Below are 18,460 nucleotides of genomic sequence, written 5' to 3'. Positions count from 1 at the left end.
CCTGGCTCCCCGACGGCTGTCCTGCTCGCCCAGCGACCAGACCGGGTGACCGCGGTCCGGCTCGCCGTAGGGCATCGCGCCGATCGCGATCGGCGAGACATCGAGGCCTGTACTGCCGAGCTTGACGTAGTCCACGAGGGTCCTTCCAGTCCTTGCGGGTCGGTGCCGGACATCAGATCCGTACGGTCGTCTTGCCGCGGGCGCCGCCCCCGCGCGCCAGCGCCTCCGGAACCCCCTCCAGCGGAACCGTCCGCTGGACGGGGACCGTGATCCGGCCCGATGCGGCCTCCGCGGTGATCCGGGCGAGCAGGTCCGGCTTGTCCTGCATCATGTAGTTGCTCACGGCGATCCGCTCGGAGGCGAGCAGCTCCGGCGGCGCGGAGAAGGACACGGACGCCGCCGCGCCGCCGTCGCGCACGAGTCCGGCGTACGCGCCGAAGCGGGCCGTGTCGCGGGTGAGGTCGAGGAAGGCGTCGATCCCGTCGGGCCGCGCCCTGCGGACCTGCTCCACGATGTCGCCGGCCGTGTAGTCGGCCGTCTCGGCGGCGCCGAGACCGCGGATCCACCGGGCGGCGTCGGGCCGGGCGGTCGCGATGACCTCCACGCCGCGGGCGGCCGCCAGCTGGACGGCGAAGACGCCCACCCCGCCGGTGGCGCCCGCGATCAGGACCGACTGCCCGGCGCGCAGGCCGATGGCCTCGATGACGCCGAGGGCGGTCATGCCCGCGGTCGGCAGTGCCGCCGCGATCTCGGCGGGCATGCCGTCCGGGACCCGCTGGAGCGCCCCGCCGTCCGGGGCCTCCGGCACCACCGCGTACTCGGCGAAGGTGCCGTGGCCCAGCGGCGCGCGGAGGAACTGGCCGTGCACGGTGTCGCCGGGCCGGAACCCGACCACGCCGTCCCCGGTCTCCGTCACCCGGCCCGTGCCGTCCACCCCCAGGACGAGCGGCATCACGTACGGCATGGGCAGGCGGCCCTCGGCGATGCCCATGTCGACCGGGTTCAGCGACGCCGCCGCCAGTTCGACCAGGACCTCTCCCGGTCCCGGGCCGGGGACGGGGAGTTCCGTCAGTTCGGGCGTGTCACCGATCCGGTGCACCGTGACAGCACGCATGGCTCATCTCCTGTTCTGCACCTGTTCTGCATCTGCTCTGTGCTTGCTCTGCGCCTTCTCTGCGGCGACTGTCCGCCGGTGGGCGTACGAGGCGCCGACGGCTGCCAGTCAACCCGGCACGGCGGCGGACCTGAAGGACCGATTCCGGTGCGGTTGATACCCTGCGGGTATGAATGATCTGGAGACGCGGCAGCTCCGGTATTTCGTCGCGGTCGCCGAAGAACTGCACTTCGGACGCGCCGCCGAGCGGCTCGGCATGGCGCAGCCACCGCTGTCCCGCGCGATCCGGGAGCTGGAGCGCCAGCTCGGTGTGGCGCTGCTGAGGCGCACCACACGCCGGGTCACGCTCACCCCGGCCGGGGAGGTCCTGCTGCGGGACGCCCGGACCGCCCTCGACGCGGTCAGCTCCGCCGGCCGACGCGCCCAGTACGCCGGCGAGCCCACGCCTCGGCTGCGGCTCGCGCTCAAGCCCGACGTCGACGGCGGGCTGCTGCCGCGGATCCTCGACGCGTACGCCGGAGAGGATGCGGCCCTGCCGGTCGGCCTGGTGCTCGGCCGGATCGACGAGCAGGCCCAGGCGGTGCGGGACGGCCGTGCCGACACCGCGCTGCTGCTCTGCCCGTTCGACGACCGCGGCCTGGATTCCGAGCCTCTGATCACCGAGCCGTTCCTGCTCGCCCTGGCCGCCGCCGACCCCCTGGCCGCCCGGCCGTCCCTGCGGCTGGCCGACCTGGCGGGCCTCAGCCTTCCCGACGGCTCGCCCGCGGACCAGGGCCCCGGTGCCGGACGGCACGGCCGGACCGGTCCACGCGGCGACACGGCTGCGGCGAGCACCGCGCAGGGCACCTCCGACCTGCCGGAGATCTTCCGGCTCGTCGAACTCGGCAGTGTCGTCTGCTTCTTCCCCGCCTCGCTCACCCGGCGCTATCCACGACCCGAGATCGCCTACCGGCCGGTCGACGACCTGGAACCGGCCGCCCTGGCGGTCGCATGGCCACAGGGCTCCCGTTCCGCGGCCGTCGCGGCCTTCGTCCGGACCGCCACCGGGGTCGCGGCGGCCACCCGACCCCGGAGCCGGGAGACACCGCGGACGGCAACCGCCTGACGCCATCGCGGGCGGCTCGTACGAGGACATCGAAGGGCCCTGCCGGACAGGGTCCTTGAGGAAAACGCGAAGGCGCCCGGTGACATCAAGTCACCGGGCGCCCTGGAAGGCCGAACTCGCCGCCTACGAAAGGACCTTGTAGCCGCTCCAGCCGCTCGCGATCTGCGCCCGCGGACCGAACGAGCCCTTTCCGTCCCCGCTGTTGCGCCACACCCTGCCACTGGTGTCGCGGGAGACCAGGTCCGGCCTGCCGTCGTCCGTGATGTCGCCGACCCCGACGACCGCGTTGTACGAACCACCCCAGTTCGACAGCACCTTGACGCGGGCCGCGAACGTGCCGTCGCCCTTGCCGTCGTAGCGGTAGACGTTGCCGGACGTGTCCTGGGCCAGGAGGTCGGCCTTGCCGTCGCCGGTGATGTCACCGGTGCCGACGATCCTCTTGTAGCCCTTCCAGTTGTCGTAGAGCTTGACGCGGGCGGCGAGCTTGCCGGTGCTCGTCCCCTTGTAGAGGTAGACCGCTCCGGTGGACGAGTTCCGCGCGATCAGGTCCGGGCGTCCGTCGCCGCTCACGTCGCCGGGCGAGGTGAGCGCGTTGTACTGCGTCCAGCCGCTGGTCCCGAGGGTCGTGTACGACGTCGACGGCTTGACCGCCTTCCCGCAGCCCGGCTTGTACAGCCGCAGCGCGCCGCTGCTGTAGCGGACGAGGACGTCGTTGCAGCGGTCGCCGCTGAGGTCGCCGAAGGGGATCGCCGTGATGGTCTTGGGCCAGCCGGTGCCGGTGTACTTGTCGCCGAGCTTGCCCGTCCCCGTGCCGCTGTGGAAGGTCAGCCCGCCCGAGGAGTTCAGGGTGAGCAGGTCGCCGCGGCCGTCCGGGCCGTCGGGGCTGACGAAGTCGCGGCGCACCGCGGCCCCGCGCTCCAGGAAGCCGTCGCCGCCGGTCACCGTGTCCGATGTGGCGGTGCCGAGGCCGGTTGCCTTCAGGGTCCAGGTGAACTCGCCGTTGGGGAAGTAACTCCCGCTCGCCGTCCTGCCGTTCCAGGTCGCCGTCACCCGGGCCGGGGTCGCGCCGCCGGTGAGGGTGCGGGCGGCCTTGCCGTTCGCGCCGCTCTGGACCGAGGTGAAGGTGAGCGACCAGGAGGTGACCGGGCGGGACAGCACCCAGGCGCCCTCGAAGGGCATCCCCGGGTCCACATAGCTGCCGGCCGACGTCTCGAAGGCCGTCACGGCGGACGGGGCGATGCCCGTGGTGGTGACGTGGGTGCGCTCGTAGTCGTCGAACCAGGCGACCAGGCCGGTGTACTCGTCGACCGTCCAGCGGTAACGGCGGTCCACGGTCAGGCCCTTGTCGGCCAGACCGGAGGCGATCGTGCGGGTGGTGCCGGTGGCCGCCTCGGTGAGGACGAGCGTGTCCGCGCCGTGGTCGTGCCGGACGGTGAAGCCGTCGCCGAGCAGCACGTCGCCGGGGGTGACCGCCATCGACGTACCGGCCTTGGTGTCGTACACGCCCGCCGAGTCCGTCCCGCAGGCCCAGTACACCCAGCGCCCCGCCGCCTGGAGTTCGCTCGGCACGCAGGCCAGGCCCGGGACGGTCACCGTGGTGAGCGTCTTCTCCTGCGGGATGCTGTACGAGGTCAGCTTGCCGACGGTGCTCGTGGCGCTCCACAGGGTGGAGCCGTTCAGGGCGGCGGCGCGCACGGACCGCTTCAGCTTCTGGCCCTGCCCGAACTCGCCGACGTACTGCGCCGGGCTGGTGCCGCCGGAGTCGAAGACGGCGTAGTCGTCGGAGACGTCGACGATGTGGCCGCCCTGTCCGCCGAAGTCCAGATCGTGGCCGCCGATCTCCGCCAGCCGGTCGTCGCCGAGGCCCTCGCCCTCGCCGGTGCCGCCGTTCGAGTCGAGGTAGACGTCCCGGGCGTCGAGGTTCCCCCACAGCGCCGAGCACGTGGTGCCCTCGTACGGGCAGAGGGCCTCGTAGATCGACCCGCTCGCCGTGGCCTCGGACGCCGTCAGCGTGGCGGATCCGTCGGTGGTGAGGGTGCGCACGGACGTGGTGTCCGCGGTGGCCTTCGGGTCGTCCTCGGCGACCCGAAGGCTGCCGCGGCTGAGCGCGATGCCCGTCTTGGCGTTCTCCACCGCCGGGGTCTGCTGGACCTTCGTCACCTTCAGCGTGCCGTCCTCGGCCTGGCTCACCCGCCGCACCCACCAGTCGGTGGCGTCGGTGCCGCCGGTGACCAGCGCGCTGCCGTCCCCCGCCGCCAGCGTGTACTCGCCGGCGCTCGCCAGCAGGGTCTGCTGCACCGAGGGATCGTCGACGTCGACCGCGAGCAACTGGGAGCCGAGCGCGGAGGAGGACAGCGGCAGCAGCAGCCAGTCGCCGACCAGGATCGGGTCGCCGTCGAGCGCGCCCGGGTTGGCGGGCAGCGTGACGACCTGCTCGGCGGCGGTGAGGTCGGTGCGGGACTTGAGGTGCAGCTCGGCGGTGCCGGCCTGGTACCAGCCGATGCGGTCCTCGCTCATCACGTAGTGCGAGGCGTAGGTGGCGTCGGTGAACACGGTGGTGTTCACGGCCGACGCGATGTCGATGTAGCGGAGCGTGCCGAAGGTGCTCTCCGACACGAACACACCGGCGGAGTCCGCGGCGAGCACGTCTTCGGTCCCGACGTTCGTCGCGTCACCGGTGACCCTGCGGCTGCGCCACTCGCCGTCGACCTTGTCGATCAGGGTGTGGGTGGTGACGATCGTGTCGCCGGCGAGGGCCCGGTAATAGCCCTGCCCGTACTGGCCGGAACCGTTCCAGCTCACCTTCTTCGAGGTGGCCGTCGCCGGATCCCACAGGGTGGCGTACGCGTCGTTGGCCGTGGCCGGCAGCGCGACCAGGTCGCCGTCCGAGCCGTACCAGGCATGACGGCACTCGGAGCCGATGGACGTGCAGCCGGTGCCCGGGGTGTAGACGCCGTCGGCGTTCTCGACGGTGACGGTCCTGCCGGTCGTGTAGTCGGTCCACAGCAGTCCGGTCCTGCCGGTCTGCCGGTGCAGGAAGCCGGTGTCGCCCGCGGCGTACGGGCGGTCGGTGCGTGGTGTGGTCGAGCTGGGGTCGACCAGTGTGATCGCGGTGGTGTCGGCCTCGGCCGCTTCCGCGGAGCCGCCGCCCTCCGACAGGACGACGACGGACGCGGCCACGACGGCGACCGCGAGCGAGGAGACGGCGGCGGCCAGACCGCCCCGTCTCAGGGCGTGTCTGCCCACGTGATGTTCCCTCCCCCACGAGGGCCCCCGCCCTCGCACAAGTGGCCGGATCTTACCAAGGAATGGCAAAGTCCGGGGATACTCGCGCAGGCGAGAGGGGATGGGCAGGCCACCCCGGCGCAGGCAGGCAGCCGCTCGATCGCGCTGTGACCGGCCATGTCACGACGGCGCTGCGTAACAGTGGACGGCCACCGTCTGGTGCGGGCCCCACTGCTGCTCGACTGTGGCCATCAGCTCCCAGCCAAGTCGCTCGTACAAGGCTGCCGCGGCGGTATCGGACGTGACGACGTCGAGCACCGGATGCAGGCCACGACGCCGTGCCTCCTCCGCTGCCCGGCCGATCAGCAGCGCGCCGATCCGATGTCCCCTCGCCTGCGGGGCGACGAACAGTCTGCCGACCACGGCGGCCATGGCCCGCGTCGTCCCGTTCCGCTCGCTCCACAGCGTCGGGGCCAGATCGCCTTCGCCGGCGCGGGACAGACTGACATGCCCGACCAGGCGGCCTTCGAGGTCGGCAACCCAGGAGCCCAGCAGAGGGCCGCGTGTCAGCCACTCGCCGGGCCGGTCAGGCCAGTTCAGCGGATAGCCGTCAAACTGATGGACCTCCGAGAGGACCCGCACAGATTCCTCGACATCGCCGTCAGTCCTCGGCCGGACGCAGAGGCCCGGCCTCTCACCAGGCACCCCGGAGCTCTTGATGTTCACTCCGGAACAGAAGCACAGCCCACAGAGCCGCCACCAACCACTTTCGGTACGCGCCCCAGGAGAAAGCGACGGCCGGTTTCCTCACCGCCTCGCGGGAGACCGTCAGAGCAGCTCCGGGGCGTGGAAGTCGCCGAGCCCGCCGGTCCGGTCCCGGTCCAGCCAGTAGCGGCGCGGCTCGGCGAGCATGACGTCGACGCCGACGGCGAGGATGCCGGGGATCCTGGCCAGTTCGCCGTCGATGAAGGAGGCCAGGGCCGAGCGGTCGGTGACCAGGCCCGTGCACAGGACGGACATGTCGCTGGCGACGTGCGCGGCGAGCCGGGTCTGGGGCAGCTGGTCGATGCGGCGCATGACCTCCGGGGTGTCGCCGGGGGCGACGCGCAGGCGCAGGACGAAGGGGGTCTCGAAGCCGAGCCAGTCCGAGACGACCTCCAGGCGTGGCTTGACCCACTGCTCGTCGAGGACCCGGCGGACGACCCGGTGCGCCGTGGAGGTGGCGAGACCGGCGGCGCGGGCGACGCTCGCGGCGGAGGCGCGTCCGTCCCGCATCAGGAGGGCTACGACGGTGCGCTCGGCCTCGCTCAGCGGCTTCGCCGGGGGCGTGGCCGTGGCCGTGCCCTCCGGTCGGGCGCCGGTCAGTTTCAGCAGCTCGGCCCGTTCCGTGTCGGTCAGGAACTGCGGGTCCCAGGTGATGCCCCGGCGCAGGGTGCTCAGGGCGGGCAGGGCATTGACGCGCCGGACGCCCGGCACGGAGAACATCCGGTCGATGGCCTCGCTGGTGGCCGCCTCGGAGGGGGCGTGGACGACGGCGTAGATCGGGTAGTCGCCGGAGATCTGCGCCAGGAGCTGGAGGTGGGGCAGGTCACGGAGACGGGCGAGGACGGCCAGCGGGGTCTCGCCGGTGATGTCGAGGAGGACGTGGACCGGCATCGCCGTGGAGTGCATGCCCCAGTCGGCCTGCCCGATCACGCGGACCATACGGGCCTCGTGCAACCGGTCCCAGCGGCGCTTCAGCGTGCCGGCGTCGGCCGACAGGATCGCGCCGATGTCGTCCCAGGTGGCCCGGGGTGCCAGGTGCAGCGCGCCGATCAGGCGTCGGTCGAGCTCGTCGAGCAGGGGGCGAGTCATAGCGCACACCTTAGACCGCCGATTAATCCCACTGTTACGCGCCCGATCTATTAAATCTCCCACCCTGATGCCAAGGTTTGCGGAAACATCTCTCTCCGGCCTCCTTCAACGCACGAAGAGGTACCCATGAGCGCCATCGTCACCGAACCCCGTCCGGCAGAGCCGCCGTCCAGACTCCTGCGCGCCGCGTTCCGTGGTTTCGCGGCGATAGAGAAGGTCGGCAACAAACTCCCCAACCCCTTCTGGCTGTTCTGGATCCTCGCGGGAGTCGTCGCCGTCCTCAGCGCGGTCCTGGCGGCGGCCGGGGTCAGCGCCGTACACCCCGGCACGCACGAGACCATCAAGGTGCAGAGCCTGCTGAGCAAGGCCGGCGTCACGACGATGGTCGAGGGGGCCGTCGACAACTTCGCGACCTTCCCGCCGCTGGCCACCATCCTCATCGTGGGCTTCGGCATCGCGGTCGCCGAGGCCGGCGGGCTGTTCACGACGATGCTGCGCCGCATGGTCGCCCACGTCCCCGGCAGGTACCTCACCTTCGCGGTGTCGATGACGGCGATGGTCGCCCACGTCGCCGGCGACGCCGCGTACGTCACCCTCATCCCGCTCGGTGCGCTCGTCTACCGTGCGGCCGGCCGCAGCCCGGTGCTCGGCTGCATCGTCGCCTACGTCTCCATCTCGGCCGGCTACGACGCCTCCCCGGCGATCACCACGACCGACACCCTGCTCTCGTCGATCTCCACCGCCGCCGCCCGCACCATCGACCCGCACCACACCGTCACCCCGGTCGCGAACTACTTCTTCGCACTCGGCTCGTCGGTCCTGGTCGCCCTGGTCATCACCCTCGTCGTGGACAAGGTCATCGCCAGGCGTTCGGATCTGGACCCCGACGAGCCGGTCACCCCGCTGAGCGCCGAGGAGGCCGAGGCCATCGAGGTGACCCCGGAGCAGCGCCGCGCCCTGCGCCTGACCGGGCTGACCGCGCTCGCCTTCGTCGCCCTCGTCGCGGCCGCCATGCTCCCGGCGAGCTCCCCGCTGCGCGGCCCGGGCGGCTCCCTCGTCGAGTCCCCGGTGATCACCGGCATGTCGCTCGTGCTGTTCCTCTTCTTCTCCCTGCTCGGCTGGGTCTACGGCCGGACGGCCGGCACCTTCCGGGCCGCGGGCGACATCGTCGAGGCCCTCGTCCAGGGCACCCGCACCTACGCCCCGATCCTCGTCCTCTTCTTCGCGATCTCCCAGTTCCTCGCCTACTTCAAGTGGACGAACATCGGCAACGTCATCGCGATCGACGGCGCCGAGACCCTCAAGGACCTCAGGCTCAGCGGCTGGACCGTGCTGGTCGGCATCGCCGTACTGATCACCTTCATGAACCTCGTGATCACCAGCGGCTCCGCCCTGTGGGCGCTGGCCGCCCCGGTGCTCGTACCGATGCTGATGCTCGTCGGCATCGCCCCCGAGACCACCCAGGCCGTCTACCGGGTCGCCGACTCGGTCACCAACTGCGTCACCCCCATGAGCCCGTACTTCGCGATGGCCCTCGGCTTCATCCAGCAGCACCGGAAGTCCGCCGGCATCGGCACCCTGGCCTCCTTCACCATCCCGATCGCGGCCGTCGTCTGGATCGCCTGGGTCGCGTTCTTCGTGGCCTGGTACCTGCTCGGCATCCCGTTCGGCGTCAACTGACCCGCCTCATCCCACCCACCCACACGAGCCACGAGAAAGCCGGTCATGACCGCGACACCCGCACCCGCCGCCGTCCTCACCACCCGCGCCCAGGAGGTGTCCTCGGAGATCGTCGCCGACATCCTCACCCTCGTCCGCCAGGAGACCGGCAGCCACGACCTCCCCGGCCTCGCCGCCGGCCTGGACGTCCTGCGCGAACTCGCCGTCCACAGGCTGGGGAAACCCGACCACGAGCGCCGCCACCCCGGCGGCGCGCACGGCGACACCCTCACCCTGACCTACACCGGCACCGCCCCCGGGCACGTCGCCCTGGTGGGCCACTACGACACCGTATGGCCGGCCGGCACGCTGGCCGGCTGGGAACAGCCCTCGAACGTGCCGAACGGCCGGGCGCGGCTCGGCGGACCGGGCATCTTCGACATGAAGACCGGTCTGGTGCAGGGCATCTGGGCCCTGAAGCTGGCCCGCGAGACCGACACCCCGTTCCCGACCGTCACCTTCCTCTTCAACGGCGACGAGGAGATCGGCTCCCTCTCCTCCCGCCCGGTCATCGAGGAGGTCGCCGGGCAGGTCGACGTCACGCTGGTCCTTGAGCCGACCGCGGGCGGCGCGGTGAAGACCGCCCGCAAGGGTTCCGGCATCTTCACGGCCACCGCCGTCGGCATCGAGGCCCACGCAGGGCTCGCGCCGCAGGACGGTGCCAGCGCCATCCTGGCCCTCTCCGAATTCGTGCTCGCCGCCTCGAAGATCGCCCGCCCGGAGGCGGGTACGACGATCAACACCGGCCTGATCAGCGGCGGTTCGGCCACCAACGTGGTCGCGGGACGGGCCACCGCCACCATCGACATCCGGGTCACCAGCGCATCCGAACAGGACCGCGTGGACGCCGAGTTCGACGCCGTCGAGGTCACCGACCCCCGGGTGCGGATCGAGATCGGCCACGCCTGGAACCGGCCCCCGATGACCCTCAACGCCGCCTCCGTCCCGCTCCTCGCACTCGCCCGCGAGGTCGCCGCCGAACAGGGCCGCGACCTGGCCGACACCGCCGTCGGCGGCGCGAGCGACGCCAACTTCGTCGCCGCCCTAGGCCTGCCGGTGCTGTGCGGAATGGGCGCGGTCGGCGACGGGGCCCATGCGCAGGGCGAGTTCATCTATGCCGACACCGTGCCCGCGCAGACGGCCCTGGTCGCCGGACTGCTGGGCCGGCTGACGGAACCACTGCGCGGCTGAGCGACGGACGTCGAGGGAGGCGCCCGAACATGCTGTCAGTCCTCCGGCTCGGAAGCGCGTTGCAGGTCGGCCCGTCCTTCAGCCGCGCGGATGAAGCGGGTCATGCCGAACTGGCTCGTGCCGGGGGCGTCCTGGGGTGTGCCGGGCGCCGCATCGGTGGGGCGGGGCACGGACGGCAGGACGTAGGGGCGGCGGAGCACCTCGTCGAGGATGATCACGGTCTCGGTCGCGCGCACCGCGGGAATGGTGGAAAGCCGGTCGGTGACCAGGCGGTGGACGGCGGAGACGTCGGCCACCCGGATCTGGATCATGGCGTCGTGCTGGCCGGTGGTGACGGCGCAGTACTCCACCTCCGGCATCTGGGCGAGCGCGGTGCGGAACTGTTTCCACAGCTCCTGACGGACCGTGACGAAGATCAGGGCGCAGATCTCCAGACCGACCCGGGTGTGGTCGACGCGGGCGCTGAAGCCGTTGATCACGCCGTCCGCGCGGAGGGCTTCGAGGCGCGTGTAGGCGTTCGCGCGGGAGACGCCGACGCGGTCCGCGAGGGCCGCGACAGAGATGCGGCCCTGGGTACGGAGGACGTCGAGGATCTTGAAATGCACCGAATCCAGGGCAAGGCCGATGCCGATCCGTCCAGAGCGCCGTTCACCCGGGGACTCCGGGGTGGACTGATCTTCCATGTTCGCGCCTCTCCGTTGATTTTCGTCTCGCGCTGATCCCGTCGGCCGAGAGTCCTGGTTAGTTTCGGCCCACCCTAACGGCGAATCGTCCAGGTCGACCTCACGGCGCCTGCCCGCACCCGCCCGGCCTTCTTCCGCTCCGCCCTGCTCACGGAGGCACGCATGCCCAGATTCAGTGCCGGGTCGTACCCGGCGGCACTTTCTCTCGTCGCGGTCGCTGCGCTCGCGCTGAGCGCCTGCTCGGGTGGTACGGGCGCCTCCGGCTCCTCGGCCGGCAAGACCCTGGTCATCGACACGTCGTTCAACCTGAAGACCGCCGACCCGGGCCGTGAGTTCGAGCCGACCGGGCAGATCGTGGACAAGGCGCTCTACGAGACGCTGCTGACCTTCAAGGGCGGCGACGTCACCAAGCCGGTGCCGGGGCTGGCCTCCTCGTACGAGCAGTCCACGGACGGCAGGACGCTCACCCTGCACCTGCGGACGGGCGCGAAGTTCGCGGACGGCAGTGCGGTCACCGCCGACGACGTGGTGTTCTCGCTGAAGCGGGTGATCGCGCTCAAGGGCAATCCGTCGTTCCTGCTCGACGGCGTCACGGTCACCAAGACGGACGCCTCGACGGTCACCCTGGTGTCGACGAAGGCCAACCCTGCCCTGCCCTTCATTCTCCCCAACCCCGCGCTCGGCATCCTCAGCGCGAAGACGGTCCAGGCCCACGGCGGCTCGGCGACCTCGGCGGACGGGGCGGAGAAGTACCTCAACACCGCGTCGGCCGGCTCCGGCCCGTACACGCTCACCTCCTTCGACACCAACACCCAGGTCGTCCTGAAGAAGAACCCCAAGTACACGGGCGCGGACAAGCCCGCGTACGACAAGATCGTGCTCCGCAACGTCCAGGCGCCCACCCAGAAGCTGAACGTGCAGCGCGGCGACAGCCAGATCGCCCTCGACCTCCCCTCCGACCAGGTCAGCGGGCTCGGCGGCGGGCTCAAGGTGGACAGCGGCACGTCCTCCGACGTGATCTTCCTGCTGCTCAACAAGAACACCAAGGTCAGCACCACGACGGCGAACGCGAAGTTCGCGGAGGCGGTGCGCAAGGGCATCGACTACAAGAGCCTGCTGTCGCTCGCCGGTACCGGCTCCGTCCAGCCCGCCGGGATCATCCCGTCCACCTTCCTCGGCGCGCTGCCCGGCTCCCAGGCCGCCGCCCGCGACCTGGCCGGGGCGAAGGCGGCCCTGAAGGCGAGCGGGATCGGCAAGCCGTCCGTGACGCTCGGCTACCCCAGTGACCTGACCGTCGACGGCCTGTCCCTGCAGACCCTCGCCGAACGGGTCCAGGCACAGCTGAAGGAGGTCGGCATCACCGTCACGCTGGCCCCCGCGCCGACCACCACGGAGCTGGACAACTACCGTAACGGCAAGGAGCAGTTGGGCCTCTGGTACTGGGGCCCGGACTACCCGGACCCCAGCGACTACCTGGCCTTCCTGCCCGGCAACCTGGTCGGCCTGCGCGCGGGCTGGAAGGCCGGTGCCGACCCCGCCCTCACCTCGCTCGGCGACAAGGCGGCCACCACGATCGGCGACGACGCCCGCAAGACGCTGTACGAGCAGATCCAGACCGAGCTGAACACCGACGGCCCCTTCATCCCGCTGATGCAGCCGAGCCGGAACACCGTCTCCGCCGCGTCCGTCACCGGCGTCGCCTACAACCCCGTATGGACGATCGATGTCGCCGCGCTGGGTGCCAAGTAAGGGAGCGGGCGGGAAGGGCGCGGGCGCGGGTACCGCGGGCGGCGGTGAGGGCGACCGCCTCCTCGCCGGCCGCCCCGGGGCCCGCGGCCTCCCCGGCCCCGGCCGCCGCCTCCTCGCCCGCCACCCCCTCGCCCGTTTCCTGCTCCGCCGCACCGCGACCGCCGTCCTGCTCGCGCTCGGCGTGACCCTGGTGACGTTCGTCCTCACCAACCTGGTCCCGGGCGACCCGGCGGCGGCCAACCTCGGCCAGCGCGCGATCGGCGACCCGGCGATCGTCGCCCAGTTCCGCCACCACTACGGCCTCGACAAGCCGCTGCCCGTCCAGTACGTCACCTACCTGGGCAACCTGCTCCACGGCGACCTCGGCGAGTCCCAGCAGAGCCACCAGCCGGTCCTCGACGACCTGTCCACCGCCGTCCCCGCCACCCTCGAACTCGCCGGGGCGGCCATCGTGGTCTCCCTCGTCGTGGGTGTGGCGTTCGGTGTCGTCGCGGCGCTGCGCCGGGACCGTTTCGCCGACCAACTCCTGCGTGTCGTGAGCCTGTTGGGTGTCTCGGTGCCGACCTTCTGGCTGGCGCTGCTCGCCTTCTACGTCTTCTTCTACCGGCTCGGCTGGGCCCCGGGCAGCGGACGCCTCGACCCCGGCATGACCGCTCCACCCCATGTCACCGGCCTCTACACGGTCGACGCGGCACTCGCGGGCCAGTGGCCGGTGTTCTGGAGCGCGGTGGGTCATCTCGCCCTGCCGGCCCTGGTGCTGACCGCGTACACCGTCGGCCTGCTCACCCGCTTCACCCGCTCCGCCGTCCTGGAGGTGCTGAACCAGGACTACGTGCGGGCGGCCCGCGCCAAGGGGCTGCCCGGCCGGACCGTCCTCTTCCAGTACGTGCTCCGGGCGGCCCTCGTCCCCGTCGTCACGGTCGCCGGACTGGCCTTCGGAGCCCTGCTGTCGGGCACCGTCCTGGTGGAGTCGATCTTCGCCTGGCCGGGCCTGGGCGCCTACGCCTACCGCAGCGCCACCACCCTCGACCTGCCCGCCGTCATGGGCGTCGGACTGGTCGTGGGCCTGGTGTACCTGACCGTCAACCTCGCCGTGGACGTGCTGTACGGCGTGATCGACCCGAGGGTGAGGGTGCAGTGAGGTTCTCCCTGCTACGACGGCTGCCGCCCGCCTGGCGCCGTCCCCTCGCGGTCACCGGCGGCCTGGTCGCGGCGTTCTGGCTGGTGATCGTGATCGCCGCCCCGCTGCTCGCCCCGCACGACCCCCTCGCGCAGGACCTGCCCCGGCTGGCCGGCCCCGGCGCCGGGCACTGGTTCGGCACGGACGAGCTGGGCCGGGACGTGCTGAGCCGCGTCCTGTACGGCGCCCGGGTCTCCATCCCGCTCGCCCTGCTGCTGGTGGCCATGTCGCTGCTGGTCGGCGGGGTGCTCGGGGCCTGCGCCGGGTTCTTCGGGCGGTGGGTGGACGAGACCGTGATGCGGATCGCGGACCTGGTGTTCGCCTTCCCCACCGTCATCCTGGCGATGGTGGTCGCCGCCGCGCTCGGCGCCAGCCTGCAGAACGCGGTACTGGCCGTCCTGGTCGTGTCCTGGCCGTCGTACGCCCGGGTCACCCGGGGTCTGGTCATGGGCCTCAGGAACCGCGAATTCGTGCTCAGTGGACGGCTGTTGGGCTTCTCCGCCGGGCGTTCACTGCGCGTCGACATCCTGCCCAACGTGCTCGGCCCGCTGCTGGTCCTCGCCACCCTCGACATCGGCACCGCGACGCTGCTGCTGTCCGGGCTTTCCTTCCTGGGACTCGGTGCAAAGCCGCCTACCGCCGAGTGGGGCGCGATGGTGGCCGACGGCACCCAGCAGTTCGACAAGTGGTGGATCGGGGTCTTCCCTGGCCTGGCCATCCTCACCGTCGTCCTCGCCTTCAACTTCCTCGGCGACACGCTCCGGGACGCCCTCGACCCCGGCACGGCCCGCACGATCGGCGCGGAGAAGGAGCGGGTCGCATGACCGACGGCAACGTGTTGGAGATCAGCGGTCTGACCCTCGACCTGGGCGGCCGTCGCATCCTCGGCGGTGTCGACCTCGCGGTGCGGCCGGGGCAGGTGCACGGGCTCGCGGGGGAGAGCGGTTCGGGCAAGACCATGACCGGTCTGGCCGCGCTGGGCCTGCTGCCGCCGGGCGCCCGCACGGGTGGTCGCATCGAGCTGGAGGGCACGGACCTGCTCACCCTCCCGTCCCGCCGACTGGCCGCACTGCGCGGGCGATCGGTGAGCATGGTGTTCCAGGACCCGTCCACCAGCCTGCACCCCATGCTCAGCATCGGACACCAGCTCACCGACCACCTGCGCCACCACCTGAAACTGGACCGGAAGTCCGCGAAGGAGAGGGCAGTCGATCTGCTCACGCAGGTCCGTATCCCCAACCCCCGTGCGGCGCTCGGGCGTTACCCCCACCAGTTCTCCGGCGGAATGCGCCAGCGCATCGCGATCGCCATCGCACTGGCCTGCGAACCGAAGGTGCTGATCGCCGACGAGCCGACCACCGCTCTCGACGTGACCGTGCAGGCCGGCGTACTGCGGCTGCTGCGCGGACTCTGCGACGACCTGGGCCTCGCCGTCCTGCTGGTCACCCACGATCTGGGCGTGATGTCCGCGATCGCCGACGAGGTGAGCGTGATGCGCCACGGCCTGGTCGTCGAGACCGGCCCGCGAGGCCGAGTGCTGACCGACCCGCAGCACGAGTACACCCGTACGCTCCTGGACTCGCTCCCCGGAAGGAGCACGGTATGACCGGTATGCCTCCGCACCCGACGGCCCCTCTCCTCTCCGTGGACGACCTCGTCGTCCAGTACCACCGGCCGGGCGCGCCGCCGACCCGCGCCGTCGCCGGGGTCAGCCTCCAGGTGGCGGCGGGCGAAGTCGTCGGGCTGGTCGGTGAGTCGGGCTGCGGAAAGTCCACCCTGGCGCGGGCGGTCTGCGGGCTCACCGCACCCGCGGAGGGCCGGATCACCTACGACGGCACACCGGTGCGCCCACTGCGGGTGCGCCGCCGCGACCCGGCCCTCACCGGCGTCCAGATGGTCTTCCAGGACCCGTACGGCTCCCTCAACCCGCGCCGCCGGGTGGGCGCGCAGCTCGCCGACGGCATCCGTACGGCCGCCGAGCGCGGCGAGACGCCGGACGGGGCGTCCCCGGCGGACCTCCTGACCCGGGTCGGACTGCCGGCGAGCGCCGCCGAGCGCTACCCGCAGGAGTTCTCCGGCGGCCAGCGGCAGCGCATCGCGATCGCCCGTGCGCTCGCGGCCCGCCCCCGGCTGCTCGTCGGGGACGAACCGATCTCCGCTCTCGACGCCTCCGCCCAGCTCCAAGTGGCCACACTGATGCGGTCGTTGGCCGTCGAGTCGGGCGCCGGGCTGCTGTTCATCAGCCACGACCTGTCCGTCGTACGGCTGATCGCCGACCGGATCGCCGTGATGTACCTCGGGCGGATCGTGGAGACCGGCCCCACCGCCGAGGTCTGGGACGAACCGCGGCACCCCTACACGCGGGCGCTGCTGGCCGCCGTACCGCGGCCGGACGGGGCGGGAGTGCTGCCCGCCGAACTCCCCGGCGACGTACCCGACCCCGCCGACCCGCCGAGCGGCTGCCGCTTCCACCCCCGCTGCCCACGGGTCTTCGACGGCTGCGACCGCGAGGAGCCGCAGCTGATCGCCGGGGGCGTCGCGTGCCGCCTGTACACGGCGTGACCTGGGTGGGACGGCCCGCTCAGGAGCGCGGGACCGGACGCGCGTGCCCGTCCGCATCCATATGTCCCATGCCCCGCGGCCGCCGGGCCCGCCGGGTGCGCGCCCTTCCGTGACCCACCCGGGGCCGTGCCCCCCGCCCCTGGGTGTGGTTCGCCCACTTCCTCACCGCCGAATCGATTCGCCCTGGAACCGCTCCACAACGCCCCCACCCCGACAACGTGACCTCCCGACGGCGTTCCGGCGGCCCCGCGTCAGGGGTACCCCGCCGGTGGCCTTCCCGGTCGCACGACACCTCACGAGCTCATGGAGCCCCGATGCGCGACGACGACCACCCCCGCCACCCCGCCGACCCGCTCCCGCCCCTCTACCCGGCCGACCGTCTCCGCACCGCCCGGCAGGCCACGGCCCGAGCCGGTCTGGACGCCCTGCTCATCTCGCCCGGCGCGGACCTGCGCTACCTGACGGGCTACGACGCCAAGCCGCTGGAGCGGCTGACCTGCCTGGTCCTGCCGGCCGACGGCGACCCCTTCCTGCTCGTACCGGCCCTGGAGGAACCCGCCGCGAAGGCGTCCCCGGCCGGTGACCTGGGCATCGAGATCACCGGCTGGCACGAGACCGACGACCCCTACGCCCTCGTCGCGGCCCGGCTGCCCGGCCGGACGGCCCGCTTCGGCGTGGACAACCGCATGTGGGCGGAGAAGACCACCGCCTTCCGCACCGCCCTGCCGGACGCCCGCCAGGAACTGGCCGGAGACGTGCTGCACGAGCTGCGGATGCGCAAGACTCCGCAGGAGGCGGCCGCCCTGCGCCGGGCCGGCGCGGCCATCGACCGGGTGCACGCCCGCATGGGCGAGTGGCTGCGGGCCGGACGCACCGAACGCGAGGTCGGACGGGACATCGCGGACGCGATCATCGCCGAGGGGCACATACGGGCCGACTTCGTCATCGTCGGCTCCGGCCCGCACAGCGCCAGCCCGCACCACGAACTGTCCGACCGCACGATCCGGTCCGGTGACCCCGTGGTGGTCGACATCGGCGGTACGACCCAGGACGGCTACTGCTCCGACTCCACCCGCGTGTACGCGGTCGGCGAGCCGCCGGCCGCCTTCCGCCGCCTCCACGACGTGCTGTCGAGCGCCCAACGCGCCCAGACCGACGCCGTACGGCCGGGCATCACCGCCGGGCAACTGGACGCCGTCGGCCGGGACATCATCACCGACGCCGGATACGGGACGTACTTCATCCACCGCACCGGACACGGCATCGGCCTGGAGAGCCACGAGGACCCCTACATCGTGGCCGGGAACCCCCTCCCGCTCGCACCGGGCATGGCCTTCTCCGTCGAACCCGGCATCTATCTCCCCGACCGCCACGGGGCGCGGATCGAGGACATCGTGATCTGTACGGAGCAGGGCGGGGAGCGCCTCAACCGCACGCCTCGGGACCTGGTCGTACTCCCCTGACCCGGCGCGAACCGTTCCATCACTCACCCACTCAAGGACTCCGTCATGCCCACTCCACCGTCCCGTTCCGCCCGTCCCGCAGCCGGTGACGGTGCCCGCCCGGGTGGGGCACCCGCCGATCTGGCCGAGGTGTGGGCGGTGATCACGGGCATGTACGCGGGCTATACCGCGGGCGACCGCGAGCGCATTGACTCCTTCCTCGACCCCGAGGCCACCATCTGGGACTCGGCGACTCCCGAACTCCTCTGTGGCAGAAGCGAGTTGAACCACGTCCGAGACGCCCGCCCCACGACCGGCACCGGCCCCGCCGAGACCGGCCTCACGGCGTACGACCAGGTCGTCGACGTCTTCGGAGACCTGGCCGTGGCCCGCTACTGGCTGAGGGTCGACTTCCGCACAGCCCCGCCGGAACTGGCCCGCAACACCGCGATCCTGCGTCGCACCCGTCCCGACGGCCACTGGCTCGTCGTACACCTGCACGAGGACATCCACAGCGCTTCGGAGCAGGGGAGAACACCCGGCACCACAACACCCCCAAGCCTTTGACGCAGGGCTGAGGGACGAGCGGGCGGCCAGCCGCTCGAAGGAGCCTTCGCTGATGCACGGAGCCTGCCG

Annotated in this window: 15 protein-coding genes and 1 pseudogene; 10 read left to right on the top strand and 6 right to left on the bottom strand. The window is 71.9% G+C overall.

What is annotated here, in order from left to right; translation table 11 throughout:
- Positions 1–135 (bottom strand): annotated as a pseudogene (locus KVT45_RS56730) (aldo/keto reductase); the annotation flags it as partial.
- A gap of 37 nt (positions 136–172) precedes the next feature.
- Complete coding sequence (locus tag KVT45_RS35315) at positions 173–1,114, bottom strand: NADP-dependent oxidoreductase (RefSeq protein WP_217553229.1); 942 nt, start codon at positions 1,112–1,114, stop codon at positions 173–175.
- A 169-nt stretch (positions 1,115–1,283) separates the two neighbouring features.
- Between KVT45_RS35315 and KVT45_RS35310 the strand changes: the two genes are divergently transcribed.
- Entirely contained in the window at positions 1,284–2,219 is a 936-nt protein-coding gene (locus KVT45_RS35310; RefSeq protein ID WP_217553228.1) for a LysR family transcriptional regulator, read from the top strand.
- Between the two features lie 123 nt (positions 2,220–2,342).
- On the opposite strand, the gene KVT45_RS58195 is transcribed toward KVT45_RS35310, so the two are convergent.
- The 3 genes from KVT45_RS58195 to KVT45_RS35295 all read right to left on the bottom strand — a co-directional run bounded on the left by KVT45_RS58195 (position 2,343) and on the right by KVT45_RS35295 (position 7,298).
- Positions 2,343–5,465: an FG-GAP-like repeat-containing protein gene (locus KVT45_RS58195; RefSeq protein WP_217553227.1), complete on the bottom strand. Its 3,123-nt coding sequence runs from the start codon at positions 5,463–5,465 to the stop codon at positions 2,343–2,345.
- 159 nt (positions 5,466–5,624) lie between these two features.
- Complete coding sequence (locus KVT45_RS35300) at positions 5,625–6,086, bottom strand: GNAT family N-acetyltransferase (RefSeq protein ID WP_308310960.1); 462 nt, start codon at positions 6,084–6,086, stop codon at positions 5,625–5,627.
- A gap of 186 nt (positions 6,087–6,272) precedes the next feature.
- Positions 6,273–7,298, bottom strand: a complete 1,026-nt coding sequence (locus KVT45_RS35295; protein ID WP_217553225.1) for an Lrp/AsnC family transcriptional regulator — start codon at positions 7,296–7,298, stop codon at positions 6,273–6,275.
- 126 nt (positions 7,299–7,424) lie between these two features.
- Between KVT45_RS35295 and KVT45_RS35290 the strand changes: the two genes are divergently transcribed.
- Together KVT45_RS35290 and KVT45_RS35285 are read left to right on the top strand one after the other, a co-directional pair.
- On the top strand, positions 7,425–8,978 hold the full coding sequence (locus KVT45_RS35290; protein WP_217553224.1) for an AbgT family transporter: 1,554 nt from the start codon (positions 7,425–7,427) through the stop codon (positions 8,976–8,978).
- 45 nt (positions 8,979–9,023) lie between these two features.
- Positions 9,024–10,208: a M20 family metallopeptidase gene (locus KVT45_RS35285; RefSeq protein ID WP_217553223.1), complete on the top strand. Its 1,185-nt coding sequence runs from the start codon at positions 9,024–9,026 to the stop codon at positions 10,206–10,208.
- 35 nt (positions 10,209–10,243) lie between these two features.
- Here KVT45_RS35285 and KVT45_RS35280 read toward each other — a convergent pair whose 3' ends face one another.
- On the bottom strand, positions 10,244–10,891 hold the full coding sequence (locus KVT45_RS35280; protein WP_217553222.1) for an Lrp/AsnC family transcriptional regulator: 648 nt from the start codon (positions 10,889–10,891) through the stop codon (positions 10,244–10,246).
- Between the two features lie 162 nt (positions 10,892–11,053).
- Here KVT45_RS35280 and KVT45_RS35275 point away from each other — a divergent pair, with 162 nt between their 5' ends.
- The 7 genes from KVT45_RS35275 (at position 11,054) to KVT45_RS35245 (ending at position 18,391) form a co-directional block, all read left to right on the top strand.
- Positions 11,054–12,640 carry an ABC transporter substrate-binding protein gene (locus KVT45_RS35275; RefSeq protein WP_217553221.1) on the top strand — a complete coding sequence of 529 codons (1,587 nt, stop codon included), beginning with the start codon at positions 11,054–11,056 and terminating at the stop codon, positions 12,638–12,640.
- Complete coding sequence (locus KVT45_RS35270; protein WP_308310958.1) at positions 12,630–13,781, top strand: ABC transporter permease; 1,152 nt, start codon at positions 12,630–12,632, stop codon at positions 13,779–13,781. The genes KVT45_RS35275 and KVT45_RS35270 overlap by 11 nt, the downstream gene beginning before the upstream one ends.
- Complete coding sequence (locus KVT45_RS35265; RefSeq protein WP_217553219.1) at positions 13,778–14,644, top strand: ABC transporter permease; 867 nt, start codon at positions 13,778–13,780, stop codon at positions 14,642–14,644. The genes KVT45_RS35270 and KVT45_RS35265 overlap by 4 nt, the downstream gene beginning before the upstream one ends.
- Entirely contained in the window at positions 14,641–15,426 is a 786-nt protein-coding gene (locus tag KVT45_RS35260; RefSeq protein ID WP_217553218.1) for an ABC transporter ATP-binding protein, read from the top strand. The genes KVT45_RS35265 and KVT45_RS35260 overlap by 4 nt, the downstream gene beginning before the upstream one ends.
- Entirely contained in the window at positions 15,423–16,382 is a 960-nt protein-coding gene (locus KVT45_RS35255) for an ABC transporter ATP-binding protein (RefSeq protein ID WP_254647797.1), read from the top strand. The genes KVT45_RS35260 and KVT45_RS35255 overlap by 4 nt, the downstream gene beginning before the upstream one ends.
- Before the next feature lie 314 nt (positions 16,383–16,696).
- Positions 16,697–17,845, top strand: coding sequence for a Xaa-Pro peptidase family protein (locus KVT45_RS35250; RefSeq protein WP_217553217.1), 1,149 nt, complete (start codon positions 16,697–16,699; stop codon positions 17,843–17,845).
- Positions 17,846–17,890: 45 nt separating this feature from the next.
- A complete protein-coding gene (locus KVT45_RS35245; protein ID WP_217553216.1) occupies positions 17,891–18,391 on the top strand; it encodes a DUF4440 domain-containing protein in 501 nt (166 codons plus the stop codon).
- Positions 18,392–18,460 lie beyond the last annotated feature (69 nt).

Source organism: Streptomyces sp. GbtcB6, assembly GCF_019091475.1.
Lineage (GTDB): Bacteria > Actinomycetota > Actinomycetes > Streptomycetales > Streptomycetaceae > Streptomyces > Streptomyces hyaluromycini.
Note: the sequence above shows the minus strand (reverse complement) of the source record. Positions and strands in the feature narration are given on the sequence as shown.